Source organism: Streptomyces sp. NPDC111656, assembly GCF_055656965.1.
Genome location: NZ_JBVKCA010000024.1, coordinates 27163 through 47261 on the forward strand (window position 1 = coordinate 27163; position 20099 = coordinate 47261).

18 protein-coding genes are annotated in these 20099 nt (G+C 70.0%); 10 read left to right on the top strand and 8 right to left on the bottom strand.

What is annotated here, in order from left to right:
* Window positions 1-49 precede the first annotated feature (49 nt).
* The 3 genes from ACZ7M3_RS43780 to ACZ7M3_RS43790 all read left to right on the top strand — a co-directional run bounded on the left by ACZ7M3_RS43780 (window position 50) and on the right by ACZ7M3_RS43790 (window position 5394).
* Window positions 50-1372 carry an LCP family glycopolymer transferase gene (locus tag ACZ7M3_RS43780; RefSeq protein ID WP_452977118.1) on the top strand — a complete coding sequence of 441 codons (1323 nt, stop codon included), beginning with the start codon at window positions 50-52 and terminating at the stop codon, window positions 1370-1372.
* Between the two features lie 245 nt (window positions 1373-1617).
* Window positions 1618-3360, top strand: a complete 1743-nt coding sequence (locus ACZ7M3_RS43785) for an LCP family protein (protein ID WP_355308018.1) — start codon at window positions 1618-1620, stop codon at window positions 3358-3360.
* Between the two features lie 141 nt (window positions 3361-3501).
* Window positions 3502-5394 (top strand): LCP family protein, encoded by a 1893-nt coding sequence (locus ACZ7M3_RS43790; protein ID WP_472071306.1) that lies wholly within the window; start codon window positions 3502-3504, stop codon window positions 5392-5394.
* An 88-nt stretch (window positions 5395-5482) separates the two neighbouring features.
* On the opposite strand, the gene ACZ7M3_RS43795 is transcribed toward ACZ7M3_RS43790, so the two are convergent.
* A complete protein-coding gene (locus ACZ7M3_RS43795) occupies window positions 5483-6523 on the bottom strand; it encodes a glycosyltransferase family 2 protein (RefSeq protein WP_472071308.1) in 1041 nt (346 codons plus the stop codon).
* Window positions 6524-6651: 128 nt separating this feature from the next.
* Here ACZ7M3_RS43795 and ACZ7M3_RS43800 point away from each other — a divergent pair, with 128 nt between their 5' ends.
* Window positions 6652-8154 carry an LCP family protein gene (locus ACZ7M3_RS43800; protein WP_472071310.1) on the top strand — a complete coding sequence of 501 codons (1503 nt, stop codon included), beginning with the start codon at window positions 6652-6654 and terminating at the stop codon, window positions 8152-8154.
* A gap of 74 nt (window positions 8155-8228) precedes the next feature.
* Here the strand turns inward: ACZ7M3_RS43800 and ACZ7M3_RS43805 are convergent, their stop codons facing one another.
* Window positions 8229-9515 carry an LCP family protein gene (locus tag ACZ7M3_RS43805; protein WP_472071312.1) on the bottom strand — a complete coding sequence of 429 codons (1287 nt, stop codon included), beginning with the start codon at window positions 9513-9515 and terminating at the stop codon, window positions 8229-8231.
* A gap of 119 nt (window positions 9516-9634) precedes the next feature.
* Here ACZ7M3_RS43805 and ACZ7M3_RS43810 point away from each other — a divergent pair, with 119 nt between their 5' ends.
* From ACZ7M3_RS43810 to ACZ7M3_RS43820, 3 genes are all read left to right on the top strand, one after another.
* A complete protein-coding gene (locus ACZ7M3_RS43810) occupies window positions 9635-10180 on the top strand; it encodes an acyl-CoA thioesterase (protein ID WP_261687685.1) in 546 nt (181 codons plus the stop codon).
* A 175-nt stretch (window positions 10181-10355) separates the two neighbouring features.
* Window positions 10356-10994, top strand: coding sequence for an HAD-IA family hydrolase (locus ACZ7M3_RS43815; protein WP_472071314.1), 639 nt, complete (start codon window positions 10356-10358; stop codon window positions 10992-10994).
* Window positions 10995-11042: 48 nt separating this feature from the next.
* Window positions 11043-11603 carry an SMI1/KNR4 family protein gene (locus ACZ7M3_RS43820; RefSeq protein ID WP_472071316.1) on the top strand — a complete coding sequence of 187 codons (561 nt, stop codon included), beginning with the start codon at window positions 11043-11045 and terminating at the stop codon, window positions 11601-11603.
* Between the two features lie 93 nt (window positions 11604-11696).
* Here the strand turns inward: ACZ7M3_RS43820 and ACZ7M3_RS43825 are convergent, their stop codons facing one another.
* Window positions 11697-12854, bottom strand: a complete 1158-nt coding sequence (locus tag ACZ7M3_RS43825; RefSeq protein ID WP_472071318.1) for an acyl-CoA dehydrogenase — start codon at window positions 12852-12854, stop codon at window positions 11697-11699.
* Window positions 12855-13029: 175 nt separating this feature from the next.
* Between ACZ7M3_RS43825 and ACZ7M3_RS43830 the strand changes: the two genes are divergently transcribed.
* Window positions 13030-14373, top strand: a complete 1344-nt coding sequence (locus tag ACZ7M3_RS43830; protein ID WP_472071320.1) for a UDP-glucose dehydrogenase family protein — start codon at window positions 13030-13032, stop codon at window positions 14371-14373.
* A 269-nt stretch (window positions 14374-14642) separates the two neighbouring features.
* Here ACZ7M3_RS43830 and ACZ7M3_RS43835 read toward each other — a convergent pair whose 3' ends face one another.
* Window positions 14643-15140: a CGNR zinc finger domain-containing protein gene (locus ACZ7M3_RS43835; protein ID WP_472071322.1), complete on the bottom strand. Its 498-nt coding sequence runs from the start codon at window positions 15138-15140 to the stop codon at window positions 14643-14645.
* A gap of 104 nt (window positions 15141-15244) precedes the next feature.
* Here ACZ7M3_RS43835 and ACZ7M3_RS43840 point away from each other — a divergent pair, with 104 nt between their 5' ends.
* Window positions 15245-15613, top strand: a complete 369-nt coding sequence (locus tag ACZ7M3_RS43840) for a VOC family protein (protein WP_099941719.1) — start codon at window positions 15245-15247, stop codon at window positions 15611-15613.
* Between the two features lie 59 nt (window positions 15614-15672).
* Here the strand turns inward: ACZ7M3_RS43840 and ACZ7M3_RS43845 are convergent, their stop codons facing one another.
* Window positions 15673-16032 carry a MerR family transcriptional regulator gene (locus ACZ7M3_RS43845; protein ID WP_472071324.1) on the bottom strand — a complete coding sequence of 120 codons (360 nt, stop codon included), beginning with the start codon at window positions 16030-16032 and terminating at the stop codon, window positions 15673-15675.
* A gap of 59 nt (window positions 16033-16091) precedes the next feature.
* Here ACZ7M3_RS43845 and ACZ7M3_RS43850 point away from each other — a divergent pair, with 59 nt between their 5' ends.
* Window positions 16092-17231 (top strand): alkene reductase, encoded by a 1140-nt coding sequence (locus ACZ7M3_RS43850; RefSeq protein ID WP_472071326.1) that lies wholly within the window; start codon window positions 16092-16094, stop codon window positions 17229-17231.
* On the opposite strand, the gene ACZ7M3_RS43855 is transcribed toward ACZ7M3_RS43850, so the two are convergent.
* Genes ACZ7M3_RS43855 through ACZ7M3_RS43865 form a run of 3 tightly spaced genes read right to left on the bottom strand, consistent with a single transcriptional unit; the run spans window position 17171 to window position 20081 of the window.
* A complete protein-coding gene (locus tag ACZ7M3_RS43855) occupies window positions 17171-18388 on the bottom strand; it encodes a dipeptidase (RefSeq protein ID WP_472071328.1) in 1218 nt (405 codons plus the stop codon). The two genes, ACZ7M3_RS43850 and ACZ7M3_RS43855, sit on opposite strands and share 61 nt — an antisense overlap.
* Before the next feature lie 5 nt (window positions 18389-18393).
* On the bottom strand, window positions 18394-18924 hold the full coding sequence (gene purE / locus ACZ7M3_RS43860; RefSeq protein WP_075027355.1) for a 5-(carboxyamino)imidazole ribonucleotide mutase: 531 nt from the start codon (window positions 18922-18924) through the stop codon (window positions 18394-18396).
* The gene (locus ACZ7M3_RS43865; RefSeq protein WP_351301062.1) at window positions 18921-20081 is read right to left on the bottom strand and encodes a 5-(carboxyamino)imidazole ribonucleotide synthase; all 1161 of its coding nucleotides are present in this window, start codon (window positions 20079-20081) and stop codon (window positions 18921-18923) included. Before ACZ7M3_RS43865 ends, purE begins: the two co-directional genes overlap by 4 nt.
* Window positions 20082-20099 lie beyond the last annotated feature (18 nt).

Below are 20099 nucleotides of genomic sequence, written 5' to 3' on the forward strand. Positions count from 1 at the left end.
GGTCGTAGGAGCACCGCACGCTCGCTCGCCATGAGGGGTGGACTCCGACGTGACCGACAGGACAGGGCCGGGAGCGGGGGCTTCGCCCACCGGTGCCGGGCTCGCACGACGGCGACGGCGACGCTGGGTGCAGTACTCGGCGCTCGGTGTCGCCGTCGTGGTCCTCGGTGCCGTCGGCGTCGGCCTGGTCGCGTACGAGAAGCTGAGCCGGAACATCACGGCCGACGAGGAAGCCGCCGCCGAGCTCGCTCGTTACGAGAAGGAGCGGCCCACCGCGCTGGTGCGCGACGCGCAGAACATCCTGCTGATCGGGTCGGACTCGCGGTCGGGGGACGGGAACAAGAAGTACGGCCGGGACTCCGGGACCGAGCGTTCCGACACCACGATCCTGCTGCACCTGTCCGCGAACCGGCGCAGCGCCACCGCCGTCTCCCTGCCCCGCGACCTGATGGTGGACGTGCCGAGCTGCCGGCGTCCGGACGGCACCCGTACCCAGCCCATGTTCGCGATGTTCAACTCCGCCTTCGAGGTGGGCGGTTCGGCGTGCACGATCCGGACCGTCGAGAAGCTCACGAACATCCGTGTCGACCATCACATGGTGGTCGACTTCCACGGGTTCAAGGACATGGTCGACGCCGTGGACGGCGTGGAGGTGTGCCTGAAGGAGCCCATCGACGACAAGGCGGCCAAGCTGAAGCTGCCCGCGGGCAAGGTCGTGCTCGACGGCGAACAGGCCCTCGGCTACGTCCGTGCCCGCAAGAGCATCGGCGACGGCAGCGACACCGACCGGATGGAACGCCAGCAGCGTTTCCTCGGCGCGCTCGTCAACAAGGTGCAGAGCAACGATGTCCTGCTCAATCCGGCACGGCTCTATCCCATGCTCGACGCGGCCACTTCCTCGCTCACCACGGACCCGGATCTGGCGAGCCTGCGCGGGCTGTACGACCTGGTCCGCGGCATGCGCAATATCCCCACGGAACGTGTCCAATTCCTGACGGTGCCGCGAACGTCGTACGTCTACGACGCGAATCGCGACCAGCTGGTGAAACCCGCGGCCGACAAACTCTTCGCCCTGCTGCGCGCGGACGCTCCGGTGACGGTCGCGAAGGACCTTCCGACGGACCCGCCGAGCGGCCTTCCGACGGACCCACCGAGCGGCGTTCCGACGAGTCTTCCGACGGACCATCCGACGGATTCCCCTGCGAAACGCAAGAACTCGTACGAGGGTGGTCGCGAAGGTACGTACGACTCGGCATTCGACTACGAAGAGGAGTCGCACGGCAACGGGAAGTCGAGGGGAAAGCGGCCCGCCGCTCCCACATCCGCGCCGACTTTTCGCGGTAACACGGCGGCCGAGGACGCCTGCGGGTAAAGCGTGCGCCAAGGCGGGAACTGCGGAGCTGAGAAGTCTCTGAGAAATAGGGCGGATTGCCCAGTTGTAGGAAGGTGGAATTTGTCACCACCGTCGCTTGACCCTGAACCGGACGGATAGTGTGAGCGATCCGGTGCACCCGGCCACGAGGTCCGTCCTGGGGGTCGCGCACCTGCTGACCGAGACCCGAGCGCTCTTTGAGGGGGAAGGGCGCCGCGTGGCCCCGACGGAGGATTCAGACAACCGTGGACGCGCAAGGCCGTGGGCGGGCGGACAACATCGACCCCGCAGACCAGTGGGTACTCAACCCGAACACCGGTGAATACGAACTGCGACTGACCCCTTCCGCTCCGCAGTCGGGAGTCCCGAGACCGCGTCGGGGCAGCCCCGCGAACGCGGGACCGGGAGCGGGGACACGTGCGCGCCGGGCGCCGGAACGGGAGAGTCCGCCGACGCCCAGCCCCGACGTGCCCGGGCCGCGGCGGCGCCGTGGCGCGCCGGCCGAGCCCCCGCCGGGCCGTCGTAAGGGGCGCACGAAGCCGAAGAAGTCGAAGGCGAAGAAGATACTGTTGTGGACCGGCGGCTCGATGGCCTTCGTGCTGGTCGCCGTCTCCGCAGCGGGGTATCTCTACCTCAAGCACCTTGAGGGCAACGTCAGCACGACGGACGTCGGCAGCGCGGGCAAGAAGGGCTTCAGCAAGGACGAGGCCTTCAACATCCTGATCATCGGCACCGACAAACGCACGGGTGCGGGCAACGAGGGGTACGGCGACGCGGGCAGCGTCGGGCACGCCGACACCAACATCCTGTTGCACGTCTCCAAGGACCGTACGAACGCGACCGCGTTGAGCATTCCGCGTGACCTGATCGTCGATGTCCCGGACTGTCCCACGAAGCAGTCCGACGGCACCACCAAGGTCGTCCCGGGTACGCAGAACGTCCGCTTCAACACCAGCCTGGGCCAGGACGGCCGGGACCCGGGCTGCACCATGCGTACGGTCAAGGCGGTCACCGGGATCCCGGTGGACCACTTCATGATGGCCGACTTCAACGCGGTCAAGACGCTGACCAGCGCGGTCGACGGCGTCGAGGTGTGTGTGGCGCACGCCGTCAACGACAAGGAGTCGCACCTCAAGCTGCCCGCGGGCAAGTCCAAGGTCGAGGGCGAGCAGGCTCTCGCGTTCGTACGGACCCGGCACAGCTTCGGCAACCAGGGCGACCTCGACCGCATCAAGGTGCAGCAGCAGTTCCTGGGCTCGCTGATGCGCAAGATGGCCTCCAGCGACACCCTCACCAACCCGACCAAGCTGATCAGCCTGGCCGAGGCCGCCACCAAGGCGCTCACCGTGGACACCGGCATAGGAAAGGTCAGCACCCTCAAGGACGTGGCCCTGGAGCTGAAGAAGGTGCCCACGAAGAACATCACCTTCACCACGGTGCCGGTGCTCGACAACCCCGCCGAGAAGGTCAAGGCGACCGTCGTCGTCAACGAGTCGCAGGCCCCCGCGGTCTTCGACGCGATCAAGAACGACGTCTCCTTCACCGCCGTGAAGCAGAAGGAGAAGCAGGAGAAGGCCGAGGTCGCCGCCCGCCTCAAGGGCACCCGTTCTGCCGCCGCCGACATCCGCGTCGACATCTACAACGGTGGCGCCCCCGCCGGCAGCGCACAGGAGACTCTTAACTGGCTGCAGAATACTGAGGGCGTGCTCAAGTCCAGCCAGCTCGGTAACGCCGACGCAACACTGAGCAAGACGACCCTGGAGTACTCTCCCGACCAGGCCGATCAGGCGCGCAAACTGGCGGACCTCATGGGGCTGTCCGCTTCGGCGTTGAAGCCTGGCAAGAGCGAGAAGAACTCACAGGGTCTGCCCGCGATCGTGCTGACCCTGGGCAAGGACTTCAAGGGCGCAGGGGTGTCGTTGACCACTCCGACCAAGGCGCCCGAGGTCGACAAGTCCACGGCGGACAAGACAGTGTGCGCCAGTTGATGACCTAACGGGTCTGTCAGACGTCTAACAGGGCGCGGGGGCGTCCGGGCCGGACGCAAGGGGTTTCCGGCCAGACGTACGCGTCCGATCGGGCGCGGGACGGACCCGTTTGTCAGGCGCAGGGTGGGGAGGGGCAGGGAGATGGCGCGAAGCGGTGTGCGTGGGGAGGGGGCTCGACCACGTGTCCGGCAGGCCGACGATCTGGGCTGGGACGACAGCCTGTACGACGAGAACGGCGATCCCACCGACGGAGGCGGAGCTTCCGGCGGCAGCGGTGGCGATGCCACCAGTACAGGCAGTGGCTCCACCAGCACAGGCAGTGGCTCCACCGGTAAAGGCAGTGGCTCCACCATCAGAGACAGCGGCGCCGGCGGCACAGGCGGCGATTCGGCCGACGCCGACGGCCGAGGGGACGGACGCGACGGACGTCCGGTCGACAAGGACGGCGACGACGCGTCGGGCGAACCGCGCGGGCAGGGTCGGCACGGCGGTGGCGGCGGGCGTCGGCGCGGGAGCGGCGACGGCGGGCACCCACGGCGCAGACGCCGCATACTGCGCTGGTCGGCGTCGGTCCTGGCGCTTTTGATACTTGGCACCGCGGGCGCCGGTTACCTCTACTACCAGCACCTGAACGACAACATCAAGAAAGACGACCTGAACCTCGGCGACGAGAAGGACCGGGCGGCCAAGAGCAAGGCGAACGCGGCCGGGCAGACCCCCCTGAACATCCTTCTGATCGGCTCGGACGCCCGGGACACCAAGGAGAACCAGTCCCTCGGCGGCGCCAAGGAGACCTTCGGCGGTACCCCGCTCGCGGACGTCCAGATGCTGCTGCACCTCTCCGCCGACCGCAGCAACATGTCGGTGATCAGCATGCCGCGCGACACGCTGCTGAAGATGCCCAAGTGCACGGACCCGGACACCAAGAAGGTCTACCCGGCGACCGTCGGGCTGCTGATGACCAACACCTCGCTCGGGCGCGGCGGTCCTGGCTGCACGGTGGCCACCTGGGAGAAGCTCACCAAGATCCACATCGACCACTTCATGAAGATCGACTTCTCGGGTGTGGTGTCGATGGCGGACGCGATCGGCGGCGTCCCGGTCTGCGTGGACGCCAACATCTACTCCAAGGACAGTCAGGGCCACGGCTCCGGGCTGAAGCTGAAGAAGGGCACGACCCCCGTCAAGGGCACGCAGGCCCTGGCGTGGCTGCGGACGCGGTACGGCTTCGAGGACAACACGGACATCGGCCGGACCAAGGCCCAGCACCAGTACATGAACTCGATGGTCCGCCAGATGCGTGAGAACGCCACGATCAGCAACCCCGGCAAGCTGCGCAGCCTCGCGGAGACGGCCACCAAGGCGCTGACCGTCGACAAGGGCCTGGGCAGCGTGCTGAAGCTCTACGACCTCGGCAACGAGCTCAAGAAGGTCGAGCCGAAGCGCATCACGATGACCACGATGCCCTGGCAGTGGGCCGTGTCGGACAGCAACCGCGTGGAGCCCAAGCCGGTCGAGGCCGAGCAGCTGTTCCGTCTCGTCCGTGAGGACATCGCGCTCGACGGCAAGGACAAGAAGAAGACGGTGACCGCGGTGAAGGCCTCCACGGACCCGGCCGCCGCGGACGACCAGATCGGTGTGATCGTGCAGAACGGCACCCGCACGGCCGCGCTGGGCCCGGTCGGCGGACGCGCGCGCACGGTGTCCCAGCTGCTCGTCGGCAAGGGCTTCACCAAGGCCGAGGCGGACTCCTCGGCGGCGACCGCCGAGGAGACGACGGTGATCCGCTACCCGAGCGCCGATCTGCAGGGCGACGCCCAGGCGGTCGCCAAGGCGCTGGGGGTCCCGCTGAGCGCGGTGAAGAAGTCGACGGACGTCTCGGGCGTCACGCTCGTGGTCGGCGCCGACTGGCGCGAGGGCACGGCGTACAAGGCGAAGGCGCAGGACAACACGACGCCGGAGTCCGCGGACGTGCTCAACGGCGCCAAGACCGACGCCTGTATGCACGTCAACAAGGACTACACCTGGTCGTAGGAAACCGCACCTGGCCGTAGGCCGGTCGGCAGAAAGCGGTTGGGCCCCTCTCGATGTCGAGAGGGGCCCAACTACTCATGAATGGGGCTCAGTTGGCGGGCTCAGTGGAGCTGAGTACCGCCGGGCGGCGGGAGGCGATGACCTTCTTCGCCAGCGCCTTCGGGCTGGTGAGGAAGCCGAAGCCCCACGACATGTGCATGGTCGCGAGGGCGACGGGGATCTGCAGGCGGGCCTTCAGGGACAGCCCCTTGCCCGCGGGCAGCGAGCCCGCGGCTATCGCCGCGAGATAGCCGCCGGGGATCACGAAGCCCCACGGCGTCAGCGCCACGCCCACCACGACACCCGCCGCGATCGCACACACGGCGGTCGGCGGGGCGAGGTAGCGCAGGTTGATGGAGCCCTCGTGGTAGCGGGCGACGACATGGCGCCAGCGCCCGTAGTCCTTGTACTGCTTGGCGAGCGCCTTGACCGAGGGCCGGGGCCGGTAGGACACCCGCAGCTCGGGCGAGAACCAGATGAGGCCGCCGGCCTCCCGGATCCGGAAGTTCAGCTCCCAGTCCTGGGCGCGAATGAACTCCTCGTTGTAGCCGCCCTGACGCTCCAGGGCCTCGCGCCGGAAGACACCGAGGTACACGGTCTCGGCGGAGCCGGCCTCGCCCCCCGTGTGGAAGGCGGCGTTCCCGACCCCGATCTTCGAGGTCATCGCGGCGGCGACCGCGTGCTCCCAGTCGTTCTCGCCCTCGGCGTGCATGACGCCGCCGACGTTCTGCGCGCCGGTCTCCTCCAGGAGGCGCACGGCGGTCGCGATGTAGTTCGGGGAGAGCATGCCGTGCCCGTCGACGCGGACGACGACGGGATGCCGGGACGCCTTGATCGCCGCGTTCAGCGCGGCCGGGGTGCGCCCGGTGGGGTTCGGGACGGTGTGGACGCGCGGGTCTTCGCGTACGAGCTCGGCGGCGATCTCGTCCGTACGGTCCGAGGACGGACCGATGGCGATCACCACCTCCATCTCGCCGTCGTACTCCTGCGCCAGGATCGCTTGGACGGCCCCGCGCAGATGCCGCTCCTCGTTGAGGACGGGCATGATCACAGAAACGGCGGGGGGCCGCACGTCAGACTTCTCGCTCATCGGACGTCACGTTACCGCGAATGGGGGACACGGGCGCGCGCCGCCCGGTCCACGGGCCGGGCAGCAGATCGTATGGGCCTACGGTGCTCACGGATCCCCACGTTCACCCCCGCGGAGGTGTCCCCCCCTTGCCCACGCCGCCCCGCTCCCCCGCACGCCCGCAGCCCCGCCCCCAGAGCCGCCCGCAGCCGCCCCGCTCCCGGCGGCCTCCGGAGCGGTCCACCGTACGGCCCCCCGTACGGAGGAAGAAGCCGCGCTGGGCCATGCGGGTGGTCACCACGATCTCGGTGGTGGTCCTCGCCTCGGCGGGCATCGGACACGCGGTGGTCACCAGCCTCGGCGAGGGCATCGCCCGGGTCGACCCCTTCAAGGACATGAAGAACCGCCCCGCAGGAGGCCACGGCATGAACGTGCTGCTGGTCGGCACCGACGGCCGCGACAAGATCACGGAGGAGGAGCGGCGGAAATACCGTCTGGGCGGTGCCCCCTGCCACTGCACCGACACGATGATGATCGTGCACATCGCCGCCGACCGGGAGCGGGCCAGCGTCGTGAGCCTGCCGCGCGACTCGTACGCCGAAGTGCCCGCGCACACCGACCAGACCACCGGCGCCGAGCACGGCCCCCACCCGCTCAAGCTCAACGCGGCGTACGCGGAGGGGGGCCCGCAGCTGACCGTGCGCACCGTCGAGAACATGACCCATGTGAAGATCGACCACTACTTGGAGGTCGATTTCACCAGCTTCATGCGGACCGTGGACGTGCTCGGCGGCGTGAGCATCTGCACCACAGGGCCCCTCAAGGACTCGTACACCGGACTCGACCTGACCGCCGGCACGCACACGCTGAGCGGCGGGCAGGCACTCCAGTACGTACGGTCCCGGCATGTCGACGGCGCCTCCGACATCGGCCGGATGCAGCGCCAGCAGCGGTTCCTGGCGGCGCTGATCGAGCGGGCCACGTCGTCGGGGGTGCTGTTGAACCCGATGAAGTTCCGTGATGTCACCCGGGCGGTGCTCGGTTCGGTCCGCGCGGACCAGGGGTTCGGCACGGACGAGCTGCTGGACCTCGGCCGGGCGATGCGGAACTTCTCCCCCTCCTCCTCCGAGTTCACGACCGTGCCGATCGGACAGATGGCCTACGCCGTCAAGGGCATCGGCTCCACACTGAAGTGGGACGACAACAAGGCCGGCGCGCTCTTCCAGTCACTGCGCGACGACAAGCCGCTCGCTCCCCCGCACAAGGCCGCGCACGCCAAGACCCCGCGCGTCGAGGTGGCCCCGCAGCAGATCCAGGTCCAGGTGGAGAACGGGACGCCCACGGACGGCCTCGGCAAACGCATGGACACCGCCCTGGCCGCCACCGGGTTCCGCACGACGGGCCACCCGGTCAACGCCCAGGACCGCGGCGCCCGGCACAGCGTCATCGTCTACGACCCGCGCTGGGACCGCTCCGCGAAGTCCCTCGCCGCCGCGCTCCCGGGCAGCGAGCTGCGCGAGGTCAAAGGGCGGGGGCCGCTGCTGAAGGTGATCGCCGGGGCGGACTTCAAGGAGGTCACACGGGTCCGGGTGCAGGATCCCTACCAGGGGGAGACCCGGGTGGTGACGGGGGACCAGGTGGTGTGTACGTAGGTGACGCGCGCGTCCACGGGACACGCGAAGGGCCCCGCCGTACCGTCCGGCGGGGCCCTTCGTGGCGGTGCGGGTCAGTTGCTCGACACCGTCACCGTCTGGTCGTTCTTCAGCTCGTCCACCAGCGTCTTGACCTTGGCCTTGTCCCAGACGAGGTTGCCGCCCGTGGAGCCGGAGATCGGCATGTTCATGGACTTGCCGTCGCCGCCCGTGACGCCCTTCATCGCCCAGAACATGCTGCCGAGGTCCCACAGGCTCATGTCCTTGTCGACGGTGAGGCTGTCGAGGCCGGAGCCCATGGTCGGGTAGAGCTTGAAGGGGTTCAGGATGGTCCCGGGGGTCGCGACCTGGTGGGCCAGCGCGGACAGGAACTTCTGCTGGTTCTTGGTGCGCTGGAGGTCCGAGGCCGCGAAGGCGTGGCGGGTACGGACGAAGGCGAGGGCCTGCTCACCGTTGAGGGTCTGCTTGCCCGCCTTGAAGTCGGCGCCCGAGTACTTGTCCTTGAAGCCCTGGTCGAGGGTCATCTCCACACCGCCGACCGAGTCGACGATGTTCGCGAACCCGGCGAAACCGATCTCCACGTAGTGGTCGATGTGCAGGCCGGTGTTGTACTCGATGGTGCGGACCAGCAGCGTCGGCCCGTCCTCCGCGTACGCCGCGTTGAGCTTCACCTGGCGGCCCGTGCCGGGGAAGGTCTTGCCGGACGCAGATCCCTTGTACGTCGGGATCGTCACGTTCGAGTCGCGGGGGAGGGAGATCAGGGTGTCGCCGTTGTCCCCGACGTGCAGGATCATCATCGAGTCCGTGCGCTTGCCCTCGGCGGACCCGGTGTGCAGCTTCTTCTTGTCCTCGGCCGACATGCCGGCGCGGCTGTCGGAGCCGACGATCAGGTAGTTGGTGCCCTTGCCCGTGTCGGGCCGGTCGATGACCTGCGAGAGATCCACGTCACGGTGGAGCTTGGAGTCGGCCCAGAAGTAGGTGCCCACGGAGACCACGACCAGCAGCGTGACCAGCGTGATGGCTATCCACTTGATCCGCCGGCGCCAGTTCGGCGCCGGGCGCGGACCACGGCCGCCCTGACCGCCGGGACCCTGCGGACCACCGGGGCCGCCCGGCGAACCGTAGACATGCCCGGTGTTGTAACCGGAGTCGTACCCGTTGTCATACCCCTGGCCGTCGTCGTACGTCGGCTGCTGGGGCACCCCGCCGTACGGCGGGGCGGACGGGCGCGGACCGGGCGATCCCGGGCCACGCTGAACCTGCCGCATGACGCGGGCGCCCTCAGGCTGAGCGCCTGCGCTGCCGCGTCCGTAACGGTCGCTGCGGTTGCTGTCGGACCACCCGTCGGGCCAATCGTTCATGCGGACCAGTGTGCAGGTCCGCACGGTGTGCCTCACAAGAGACCGGGGAGATCTGGGTCACGCCTGTTGCAGAGCTGATGCAAAGCAACCTTCGCACGCCCCCGCATAGGGTGGACGGCATGACAGACCTGGCGCCCAACCCGGAAACCGATATACCGGGCAAGCCGACCTTCGCGTCCCGGACCACCCTCAGCCACATCATGACCCACAACGACACCAACCTTCTGGGCACGGTGCACGGCGGAGTGATCATGAAGCTCGTGGACGACGCGGCGGGCGCGGTGGCCGGGCGGCACTCCGGCGGGCCCGCCGTCACCGCCTCCATGGACGAGATGGTCTTCCTGGAGCCGGTCCGCGTCGGTGACCTCGTCCATGTGAAGGCCCAGGTGAACTGGACGGGGCGGACGTCCATGGAGGTCGGCGTGCGCGTGCTGGCCGAGCGCTGGAACGAGTCGACGCCGCCCCAGCAGGTCGGTTCGGCCTATCTCGTCTTCGCCGCGGTCGACGCCGACGGCAAGCCGCGGCGCGTGCCGCCCGTCCTCCCGGAGACCGAGCGCGACGAGCGGCGCTACCAGGAGGCCCAGATCCGGCGCACCCACCGGCTGGCACGCCGTCGGGCGATCATGGAACTGCGGGAGAAGCGGGCGGCGGAGGGGCTGGACTAGCCGGGATGCGAGGGACCGGACAGGTAGGGACACGAGGGGCCGGACACGTAGGGACGCGAGGGCCTGGGCAAGCAGGGGTCCGGCGATGCTGGACGCCCGAGGACCGGGCCGGGAGGTCACCCCGGCCGGTGGCCCTGGCCGAGGGTGGCTCCCGGGCGGATGTCAGGGTGACGTCATGACCCTCTCCCCCGCCACCCCGTCCGCTTCCGACGGACGCCCCTTCGACGCGGTGCTGTGTGACGTCGACAACGTGATCCGCGTCTACGAACCGGCCCACCTGTACGCGCTGGAGCGCGCCGCCGGGCTGGCCGAGGGCACCACCATGAAGGTGGCCTTCGCACCGGAGACGGTACTTCCGCTGGTGCTGGGCCGGATCACACCGGACGAGTGGTCGGAGTCGATCCTGCGGGGCCTGACCGGGCTGGTGGCCAACGGGACGGCGGTGGAGCTGAGCACGGCGCTCATACGCTCGCCGTTCCACGCCGACGAGGCGGTGGTGGCGCTGCTGCGCCGGGCCCGTACCCACATGCCCCTGGTCCTCGTCACCAACACCTCGGTCCAGCCGGAGGAGGACCTGGAGTCCCTGGGCCTGACGGACCTCGCCGACCACGTGGTCAGCAGCGCGCGGGTGGGCATCGCCAAGCCCGACCGGCGCATCTACGACATCGCCGTCGAGCGGGCCGGCGTCCCGGCCGGGCGCTGCCTGTTCGTGGACGACACCCTGGAGAACGTCGAAGCGGCAGCCGCACTCGGTATGCGGACCGTCCACTACCGCACGCCGGAAGATCTGCGGAACGCCCTGAACGGCCTGTGAGGCCGACCGCACCGGGCGCTGTCGGAGCCGGCTGGTATCCATGACCGCATGAACAACGATCAGACCACCCCGGAGGAACTCGCGGCGCTGCGGAGGGCGTTCGACGTGGACGACGGCGGGGAGTCGGCGCTCGGCTGGGCGGCGGTGCACGCCTTCGAGGCGGAGCACGACATCGTGCTGCCCGAGCCGTACCGGACGTTCGTCGCCGAGGTGACCGACGGGTCGTACTCCGGGCCGCCGGACTACGGGCTGGTGTCCCTGGCCGAGCTGCCCGGGGACTGGGGCGACGACGGGCAGGGGCGCGACCTGAGCCGACCGTTCCCGCTCACGGAGGCGTGGCTGTGGGAGGACGACCCGAGGCCGGCCGAGGAGATCGATCCGGTCGTCGAGCGGGTCTTCGACCACGGGTCCGTCGTGCTGGGCACCGACGGGTGCGGAATGAACTGGCATCTCGTCGTCACGGGCCCGCACCGGGGGCACATCTGGCAGATCACCGGGGAGGGAGCCGTTCCCTTCGGCGCCGAGTTCGGGTTCACGACCTCCGCACCGGGGTTCGCGGGGTGGGTCGGGCACTGGGCCGCGCAGAAGGAATGGTTCGACTCGGAGTAGGGGCGCGGAACCGGCGCGTGCGTGGGCCGACCGAGGACGAGAACGAGGGGCACCCCGGCGGGGTGCCCCTCGAGTTCGTGGTGCGGGGGTGTGTTACGGGAGATTGCGGGCCATCACGATCCGCTGAACCTGATTCGTGCCTTCATAAATCTGGGTGATCTTGGCGTCGCGCATCATGCGCTCGACCGGGTAGTCGCGGGTGTAGCCGTAGCCGCCGAGGAGCTGGACGGCGTCCGTGGTGACCTCCATCGCCACGTCCGAGGCGAAGCACTTGGCCGCCGCGCCCTGGAAGGTCAGGTCCTTGTCGCCGCGCTGCGACTTGGCCGCCGCCGCGTACGTCAGCTGGCGGGCGGCCTCGATCTTCATGGCCATGTCGGCGAGCATGAACTGGATGCCCTGGAAGTCGGCGATCGCCTTGCCGAACTGCTTGCGCTCCTGGACATAGCCCTTGGCGTAGTCGAGGGCGCCCTGCGCGATGCCGAGCGCCTGCGCGGCGATCGTGATGCGGGTGTGGTCCAGGGTCTTCATGGCCGTGGCGAAGCCGGTGCCCTCTTCGCCGATCATGCGGTCGGCCGGGATGCGGACGTTGTCGAGGTAGACCTCGCGCGTCGGGGAGCCCTTGATGCCGAGCTTCTTCTCGGGGGCGCCGAAGGACACGCCCTCGTCCGACTTCTCCACGACGAAGGCCGAGATGCCCTTCGAGCGCTTGGTGGGGTCGGTGACCGCCATCACCGTGTAGTACTCGGAGACGCCCGCGTTGGTGATCCAGCGCTTCACGCCGTTGAGGACGTAGTCGTCGCCGTCGCGGACCGCCTTCGTCTTCATGCCCGCGGCGTCCGAACCCGCGTCCGGCTCCGAGAGGCAGTACGAGAACATCCCGTCGCCCTTGGCGAGCGGGGTCAGGTACTTCTGCTTCAGGGCCTCGGAACCGGAGAGGATCACCGGGAGCGAGCCCAGCTTGTTCACAGCCGGGATCAGGGAGGAGCTGGCACAGACACGCGCCACCTCCTCGATCACGATCACCGTGGCGAGCGCGTCGGCGCCCGCGCCGCCGTACGACTCCGGCACGTGCACGGCGTGCAGGTCGGAGGAGACCAGGGCGTCCAGGGCCTCCTGCGGGAAACGGGCTTCCTCGTCCACCACGGCCGCGTACGGCGCGATCTTCGCCTCGGCCAGCGAGCGGATCGCGTCACGGAGCATGTCGTGCTCCTCGGACGGGCGGTACAGGTCGAAATCAGCCGATCCGGCCAAGGTCTCTCACGCTCCAAGGACGCTAATTACCGTTAAGTAACCCAAATTTTAGGGGTCCGCCCACGGGAGGGATACGTGAGCTTGGCGACAGGGGGGAACCTGCCCGATGAGGGGGCCGAACATGCCCCGACTATGCTCGGGCAGCGCACCGAGCCCATTCATCCCAGGAGCACCCATGGCCCTCAAGATCACCGTGATCGGCACCGGCTATCTCGGCGCCACCCACGCCGCGGCCATGGCCGAGCTCGGGTTCGAGGTACTGGGGCTCGATGTCGTCCCCGAGAAGATCGAGATGCTGCAGCGGGGCGAGGTCCCGATGTACGAGCCGGGGCTCGAGGAGCTGCTGCGCAAGCATGTGGCGGGCATCGAGGGATCCACCGGCCGGCTGCGCTTCACCATGGACTGGGCCGAGGTCGGGGCGTTCGGCGACGTCCACTTCGTCTGCGTGAACACGCCGCAGAAGCACGGGGAGTACGCGTGCGACATGTCGTACGTCGACGCCGCCTTCGAGACGCTCGCCCCGCATCTGTTGGGCCCCGCCCTCGTCGTCGGCAAGTCCACCGTGCCGGTGGGCTCCGCGGAGCGGCTGGCGCGCACGCTCGCCGAGCTCTCCCCCGCCGGTGAGGACGCCGAGCTCGCCTGGAACCCGGAGTTCCTGCGTGAGGGCTTCGCCGTCCAGGACACGCTGCACCCCGACCGTCTCGTGGCCGGCGTGCGCAGCGAGCGGGCCGAGAAGATCCTGCGCGAGGTGTACGCGACGCCCGTCTCCGAGGGCTCGCCCTTCGTCGTCACCGACTTCCCGACCGCCGAGCTGGTGAAGACCTCCGCGAACTCCTTCCTCGCGACCAAGATCTCCTTCATCAACGCCATGGCCGAGGTCTGCGAGGCCGCCGGCGGCGATGTCGCCCTGCTGGCCGAGGCCATCGGGCACGACGAGCGGATCGGGCGCAAGTTCCTGCGGGCGGGGATCGGATTCGGCGGCGGCTGTCTGCCGAAGGACATCCGCGCCTTCATGGCCCGGGCCGGTGAGCTCGGCGCGGACCAGGCGCTGACCTTCCTGCGCGAGATCGACTCCATCAACATGCGCCGTCGCGGCCAGATGGTGGAGATGGCCCGGGAGGCGCTGGGCGGCGGATCCTTCCTCGGCAAGCGGGTCGCCGTGCTCGGCGCGACCTTCAAGCCCGACTCGGACGACGTCCGGGACTCGCCCGCGCTGAACGTCGCCGGGCAGATCCACCTCCAGGGCGGCCAGGTCACCGTCTACGACCCGAAGGGCATGGCGAACGCCAAGCGGCTCTTCCCGACGCTCGGGTACGCCGACTCCGCCGTCGAGGCCGTGCGCGGCGCCGATGTCGTCCTGCACCTGACCGAGTGGCGGGAGTTCCGCGAGCTGGACCCGGCGGTGCTGGGCGAGGCCGCCTCGGCCCGGGTGCTCCTGGACGGCCGCAACGCGCTCGACCCCGAGGTGTGGCGCCGGGCCGGATGGACGTACCGGGCGATGGGCCGCCCGACCGCCTGAGCGCTCCGCTGGAAGTGCCGGGATGCGCCGTCGAACCTCTGCGGCGCCATCCTGGCTGTTCGCGCAGTTCCCCGCGCCCCTTCAGGGCGCTGCCGGACCGGAGCGGACTTCGCCCCCCGCCTGGTGGGGCTTCGCGGGTGACCCCGTAGCGCTTCGCAGGTGACGGCGGTCCGGCCGAGGCTCAGTCGGCCGGACCGCCGTCGTCACCCATTCTCCACGCTCCCGGCGACCGGTGCGGCCGGTTGTCCCACTTCGCGCGTACGGACGGGCTATTTCGCGCGGTAGCGGCGCATCTTCGCGCGTGCCCCGCACACCGACATCGAGCACCAACGGCCGCGGCCCGCCGGGGAGCGGTCGTAGTACGCCCAGTGGCAGGTCGGTGCCTCACAGGCCTTCAGCCGCGGCCAGGTGCCCTCGACGAGCGCGTCCGCGAGGGCCGCCGCGACGCGCGACGCGAGTGAGGCGCCCGCGGGGACGAGCCGTGCCGCGCCGTCGTGCTCGTCGACCGTGACGTGCAGCGGGGCCCGGGCCAGCAGCTCGCCGAGGGGGGTCACCGCGCGGTGCGCCGGGTGGCCCGCGTGTGCCAGGCAGGCCGCGCGCAACGACTCGCGCAGCTCGCGGGCCTCCTCCGCCTCGCCCTCCGCGAGACCGAAGGGCGCCCGGCCGTCGGCGGTGTCCAGCGAGTCCGCGCCCGATTCGATGTCCAGGGTGTTCACCAGCGACTGGATCAGAGCCAGACCGCCGGGTGCGGGCGCACGGTCATTCATGGTTGCGACGTTACCTCCTATGCGGGAGCATGCAGTAACCGTTACCTCTTGATGAGGTCTTGAGGTAACTCATCGGTGTCGTTGGTAACCCATCGGAGGAAGTCATGGCTCTCGCCAAGCTGGGTGTCGTCGTCCTGGACTGTTCCGACCCGCGCGCGCTCGCCGGGTTCTACGCGCAGGTGCTCGGCGGCAGCGTGGAGGAGGACCCCGGGGACAGCTCGTGGGTGGACCTGAAGGTGCCGGGCGGTCAGGCGCTCGCCTTCCAGCAGGCGTCCGGCTTCGTCCCGCCGCGGTGGCCCGCGCCGGACGGCTCGCAGCAGTTCCACCTGGACCTGGTGGTGGAGGATCTGGACGCGGCCGAGAAGGAGGTGCTGACGCTGGGCGCGAAGCCGCTGGACGCCGAGGACCGCTCGCGCACCTGGCGGGTCTACGCCGACCCGGCGGGACACCCCTTCTGCCTCTGCGCCTGCTGAGGCCGAGCGGGAGAAGCGGGCGAGGCCGACGCCAAGGTCAAGGGGCCTACGTGCGTCGGTCAGGCGTCCCCGGCCGCGTCGATCACCTCGTCCAGCGTCTCGCGGGAGCGGACCAGGTCGGCGATCATCCGGTCGATGCGGTCGCGTTCCGCGGTGAGATCGGCGACCAGCCGCGGGGTGGCGATCGCGGAGGGCCCGCCGTCCTGGTCGCGCATGCACGGCAGCAGCTGCCGGATCTTCACGCTGTGCAGCCCGGCCGCGTACAGCTCCTGGATCCGTACCACCCGGTCGACGGCCGCCTCCGGGTACGCGCGGTGTCCGCCGGGCGTTCGCTCGGACGCCAGCAGCTCCTGGGTCTCGTAGTAGCGCAGCGACCGCTCGCTCACGCCCGTGCGCCGGGCGAGTTCACCGATCCGCATGCCGCCTCCGCCGTCCGGGACTTGAATCTGACATCAATGTCAGGTTCTAGCGTACGGTCATGACACGGACGACGGACTTCCTGGCCCCGGCCCGGCTCGGCCGGCTCGGGCTCCCCCACCACCTCGTGATGGCCCCGCTCACCCGCAACCGCGCGGAGGCGGACGGCACCCCGGGGCCGCTCATGGTCACCCACTACACCCAGCGCGCCACGGCCGGTCTGCTCATCGGTGAGGCCTCGACACCGAACGCGGTCGGCCAGACGTACCCGAACATCACCGCGATCCACACCGACCGACACGAGGCCGGATGGCGGCGGGTCACCGAGGCGGTGCGGGCGGCGGGCGGGCACATGTTCCTGCAGCTCCAGCACGGTGGGCGGGTCAGCCATCCGGCGACCACCGGCCTGACCCCGGTCGCGCCCTCCCCCGTGCCGCTGCCGGAGACGATCTTCACTCCGCGGGGGCACCGGCCCGCCGTCGCGCCCCGGGAGATGACCCGCGACGACATCCGCGCCACCGCCGCCGACTTCGCCGCGGCCGCCCGCCGCGCCGTCGCGGCGGGCTTCGAGGGCGTCGAGGTGCACTCGGCCAACGGGCATCTGCTGCACCAGTTCCTGGCCGGCAACACCAACCGCAGGACGGACGGGTACGGCGGCCCGGCCGGGCGACGGGTGCGGTTCACGGCGGAGGTCACCGAGGCGGTGGCCGACGCGATCGGCGCCGACCGGGTGGGCGTGCGCATCTCCCCCGGCAGCACCGTCAACGGCGTGCGGGAGGACGACACCGAAGCCCTCTACCCCGCGCTCCTGGCCCGGCTGAAGGACCTGGACCTCGCCTATCTGCACCTCGTGCACGCCGACCCGGACACGACGGTGTACCGGCGGATCCGCGCCGACTGGCCCGGCGTCCTGATCGGCAACCCGGTCCTGACCGACCTCACCACCGAGGCCGTGACGCGGGCCGCCCGGGACATGCTGGCGGCCGGCGCCGACCTGGTCGCCCTCGGCCGCCCGTTCCTGGCCAACCCGGACCTGGTGCGACGGCTGCGCCTGGGCGCCCCGCTCAACCCGGTCCGGGACCGGTACCTGATGTACGTGGGCGGGGCGGACGGCTACACCGACTACCCCGCCCTGGACGCTCAGGCCCCGTCGCCGTCGAGGGACTCGATCGTCGCGACGGACGGACCGCGGGTGGCCTGAAGACCCCGCGCCACGTCTTCCGCCGCGCCCAGCACCCGTACCGCGTTCTGCCAGGTCAACTTGGCGAGGTCGGTCTTCGACCAGCCGCGGTCCAGCAGCTCGGCGATCAGGTTCGGATAGCCGGAGACGTCGTCGAGCCCGTCCGGGGTGAACGCCGTGCCGTCGTAGTCGCCGCCGATGCCGAGGTGGTCGACGCCGGCGACCTCGCGCATGTGGTCGAGGTGGTCCGCCACCGTCGACACCGTGGCAATGGGGCGCGGGTGGGACTCCTCGAAGGCGCGGTGGATCTTCATGCCGTCGGGGGTGGTGTCGAGGTGGTGGAAGCCGTTCGCGCGCATGTTCTCGTCGGCCGCGGCCGTCCAGTCGACCGCCGCCTGGAGGACGAACTTCGGCACGAACGTCACCATCGCCACTCCCCCGTTGGCGGGCAGCCGCTCCAGGACGTCGTCCGGGATGTTGCGCGGGTGGTCGCACACCGCGCGCGAGGAGGAGTGGGAGAAGATCACCGGCGCGGAGCTCGTGTCGAGCGCGTCCCGCATGGTCGTCGCCGCGACGTGCGAGAGGTCGACCAGCATGCCCTCGCGGTTCATCTCCCGCACGACCTCACGGCCGAAGGCCGACAGACCGCCGACGGCGGGCACGTCGGTCGCCGAGTCCGCCCACGCGATGTTGTGGTTGTGGGTGAGGGTCATGTAGCGCACACCCAGCGCGTACAACCCCCGCAGCACGGCGAGGGAGTTGTCGATGGAGTGGCCGCCCTCCGCGCCCATCAGGGAGGCGATACGGCCCTCCGCGCGCGCCGCCTCCATGTCGGCGGCGGTCAGCGCGGCCCGCAGGTCGGAGGGGTGACGGTCGATCAACCGCCGTACGCAGTCGATCTGTTCGAGCGTCGCGGTGACCGCGCCCGGCAGGTCCGAGCGGACGTACACCGACCAGAACTGCGCGCCGACGCCGCCCGTGCGCAGCCGGGCCAGGTCGGTGTGCAGGTGGGCACTCTGGTCGGCGGCGATGTCGCGGGCAGCGAGGTCGTAGCGGACCTGTTCGCGCAGTGCCCAGGGGAGGTCGTTGTGGCCGTCGACGACGGGGAAGTCGGCGAGCAGTGCGCAGGCCTCGCCGAGGGACGATGTGGACGTGGCGGACGACGTGGGGGAGGCCATGGGCGTCACTTCCCCGAGCCGAAGCCGAAGCCGCCGCCCGCGCCCTCGACCTTGGCGCGCAGCCGCTTGCCCTTCTCGGTGGCCTGGTCGTTCAGCTCCTGCTGGAACTCCCGCATGCGGGTGAGGAGTTCCTCGTCGTGCGCGGCGAGCATCCGGGCGGCCAGCAGGCCCGCGTTGCGCGCGCCGCCGACGGAGACGGTCGCGACCGGGACGCCGGCCGGCATCTGCACGATCGACAGCAGCGAGTCCATGCCGTCGAGGTACTTCAGCGGGACCGGCACGCCGATGACGGGCAGCGGGGTCACGGAGGCGAGCATGCCGGGCAGGTGGGCCGCCCCGCCCGCGCCCGCGATGATCGCCTTGAGCCCACGCTCCGCGGCCTGCTCGCCGTACGTGATCATCTCGTGCGGCATGCGGTGCGCGGAGACGACATCCACCTCGTAGGGGATCTCGAACTCGTCCAGCGCCTGCGCGGCCGCTTCCATGACGGGCCAGTCGGAGTCCGACCCCATGACAATGCCTACGACGGGGCTCATTCGGTGATCGTGCCTCTCAGGTAACCGGCTGCGTGGCGGGCGCGCTCGAGGACGTCGTCCAGGTCCTCGCCGTAGGTGTTGACGTGGCCGACCTTGCGGCCGGGCTTCACGTCCTTGCCGTACATGTGGATCTTCAGCTGGGGGTCGCGGGCCATGCAGTGCAGGTACGCGGAGTACATGTCCGGGTAGTCGCCGCCCAGGACGTTGACCATGACCGTCCACTTGGCGCGCGGGCGCGGGTCGCCCAGGGGGAGGTCAAGGACCGCGCGGACGTGGTTGGCGAACTGGGAGGTGATCGCGCCGTCCTGGGTCCAGTGGCCCGAGTTGTGCGGGCGCATGGCCAGTTCGTTGACCAGGATGCGGCCGTCGGGGGTCTCGAAGAGCTCGACGGCCAGGTGACCGACGACTCCGAGTTCCTTGGCGATGCGCAGCGCGAGCTCCTCGGCCTGCAGGGCCAGCTCGTCCGGTATGCCGGGCGCGGGGGCGATCACCGTGTCGCAGACGCCGTTGACCTGCTGGGACTCGACCACGGGGTACGCGACCGCCTGGCCGTGCGGGGAGCGGACGACGTTCGCCGCGAGTTCCCGTACGAAGTCGACCTTCTCCTCGGCGAGGACGGGCACGCCGGCCCGGAAGGGCTCGGCCGCGTCCTCGATCGACCGGACGAACCAGACGCCCTTGCCGTCGTAGCCGCCGCGGACCGTCTTGAGGATGATCGGGAATCCGTCGCCCCCGGCCCCTTCGGCGAGGCCCTCCGCCGCGAACGCGGCCACGTCCTCGACGTCGGTCACGATCCGGTGCCGTGGGCACGGCACCCCGATCTCGTCGAGCTTCGCGCGCATCACGCCCTTGTCCTGGGCGTGCACGAGCGCGTCCGGGCCGGGGCGGACGGGGATGCCGTCCGCCTCCAGGGCACGCAGATGCTCGGTGGGTACATGTTCGTGATCGAAGGTGATCACATCGCAGCCCCGCGCGAACTCACGCAGCGTGTCGAGGTCGCGGTAGTCGCCGATGACGACATCGCCGACGACCTGCGCCGCGGAATCCTGAGGGGTGTCACTGAGGAGCTTGAACTTGATGCCGAGCGGGATGCCCGCCTCGTGTGTCATACGAGCGAGCTGGCCCCCGCCGACCATGCCGACTACCGGGAACGTCACGCTGCAAGGGTATCGGTC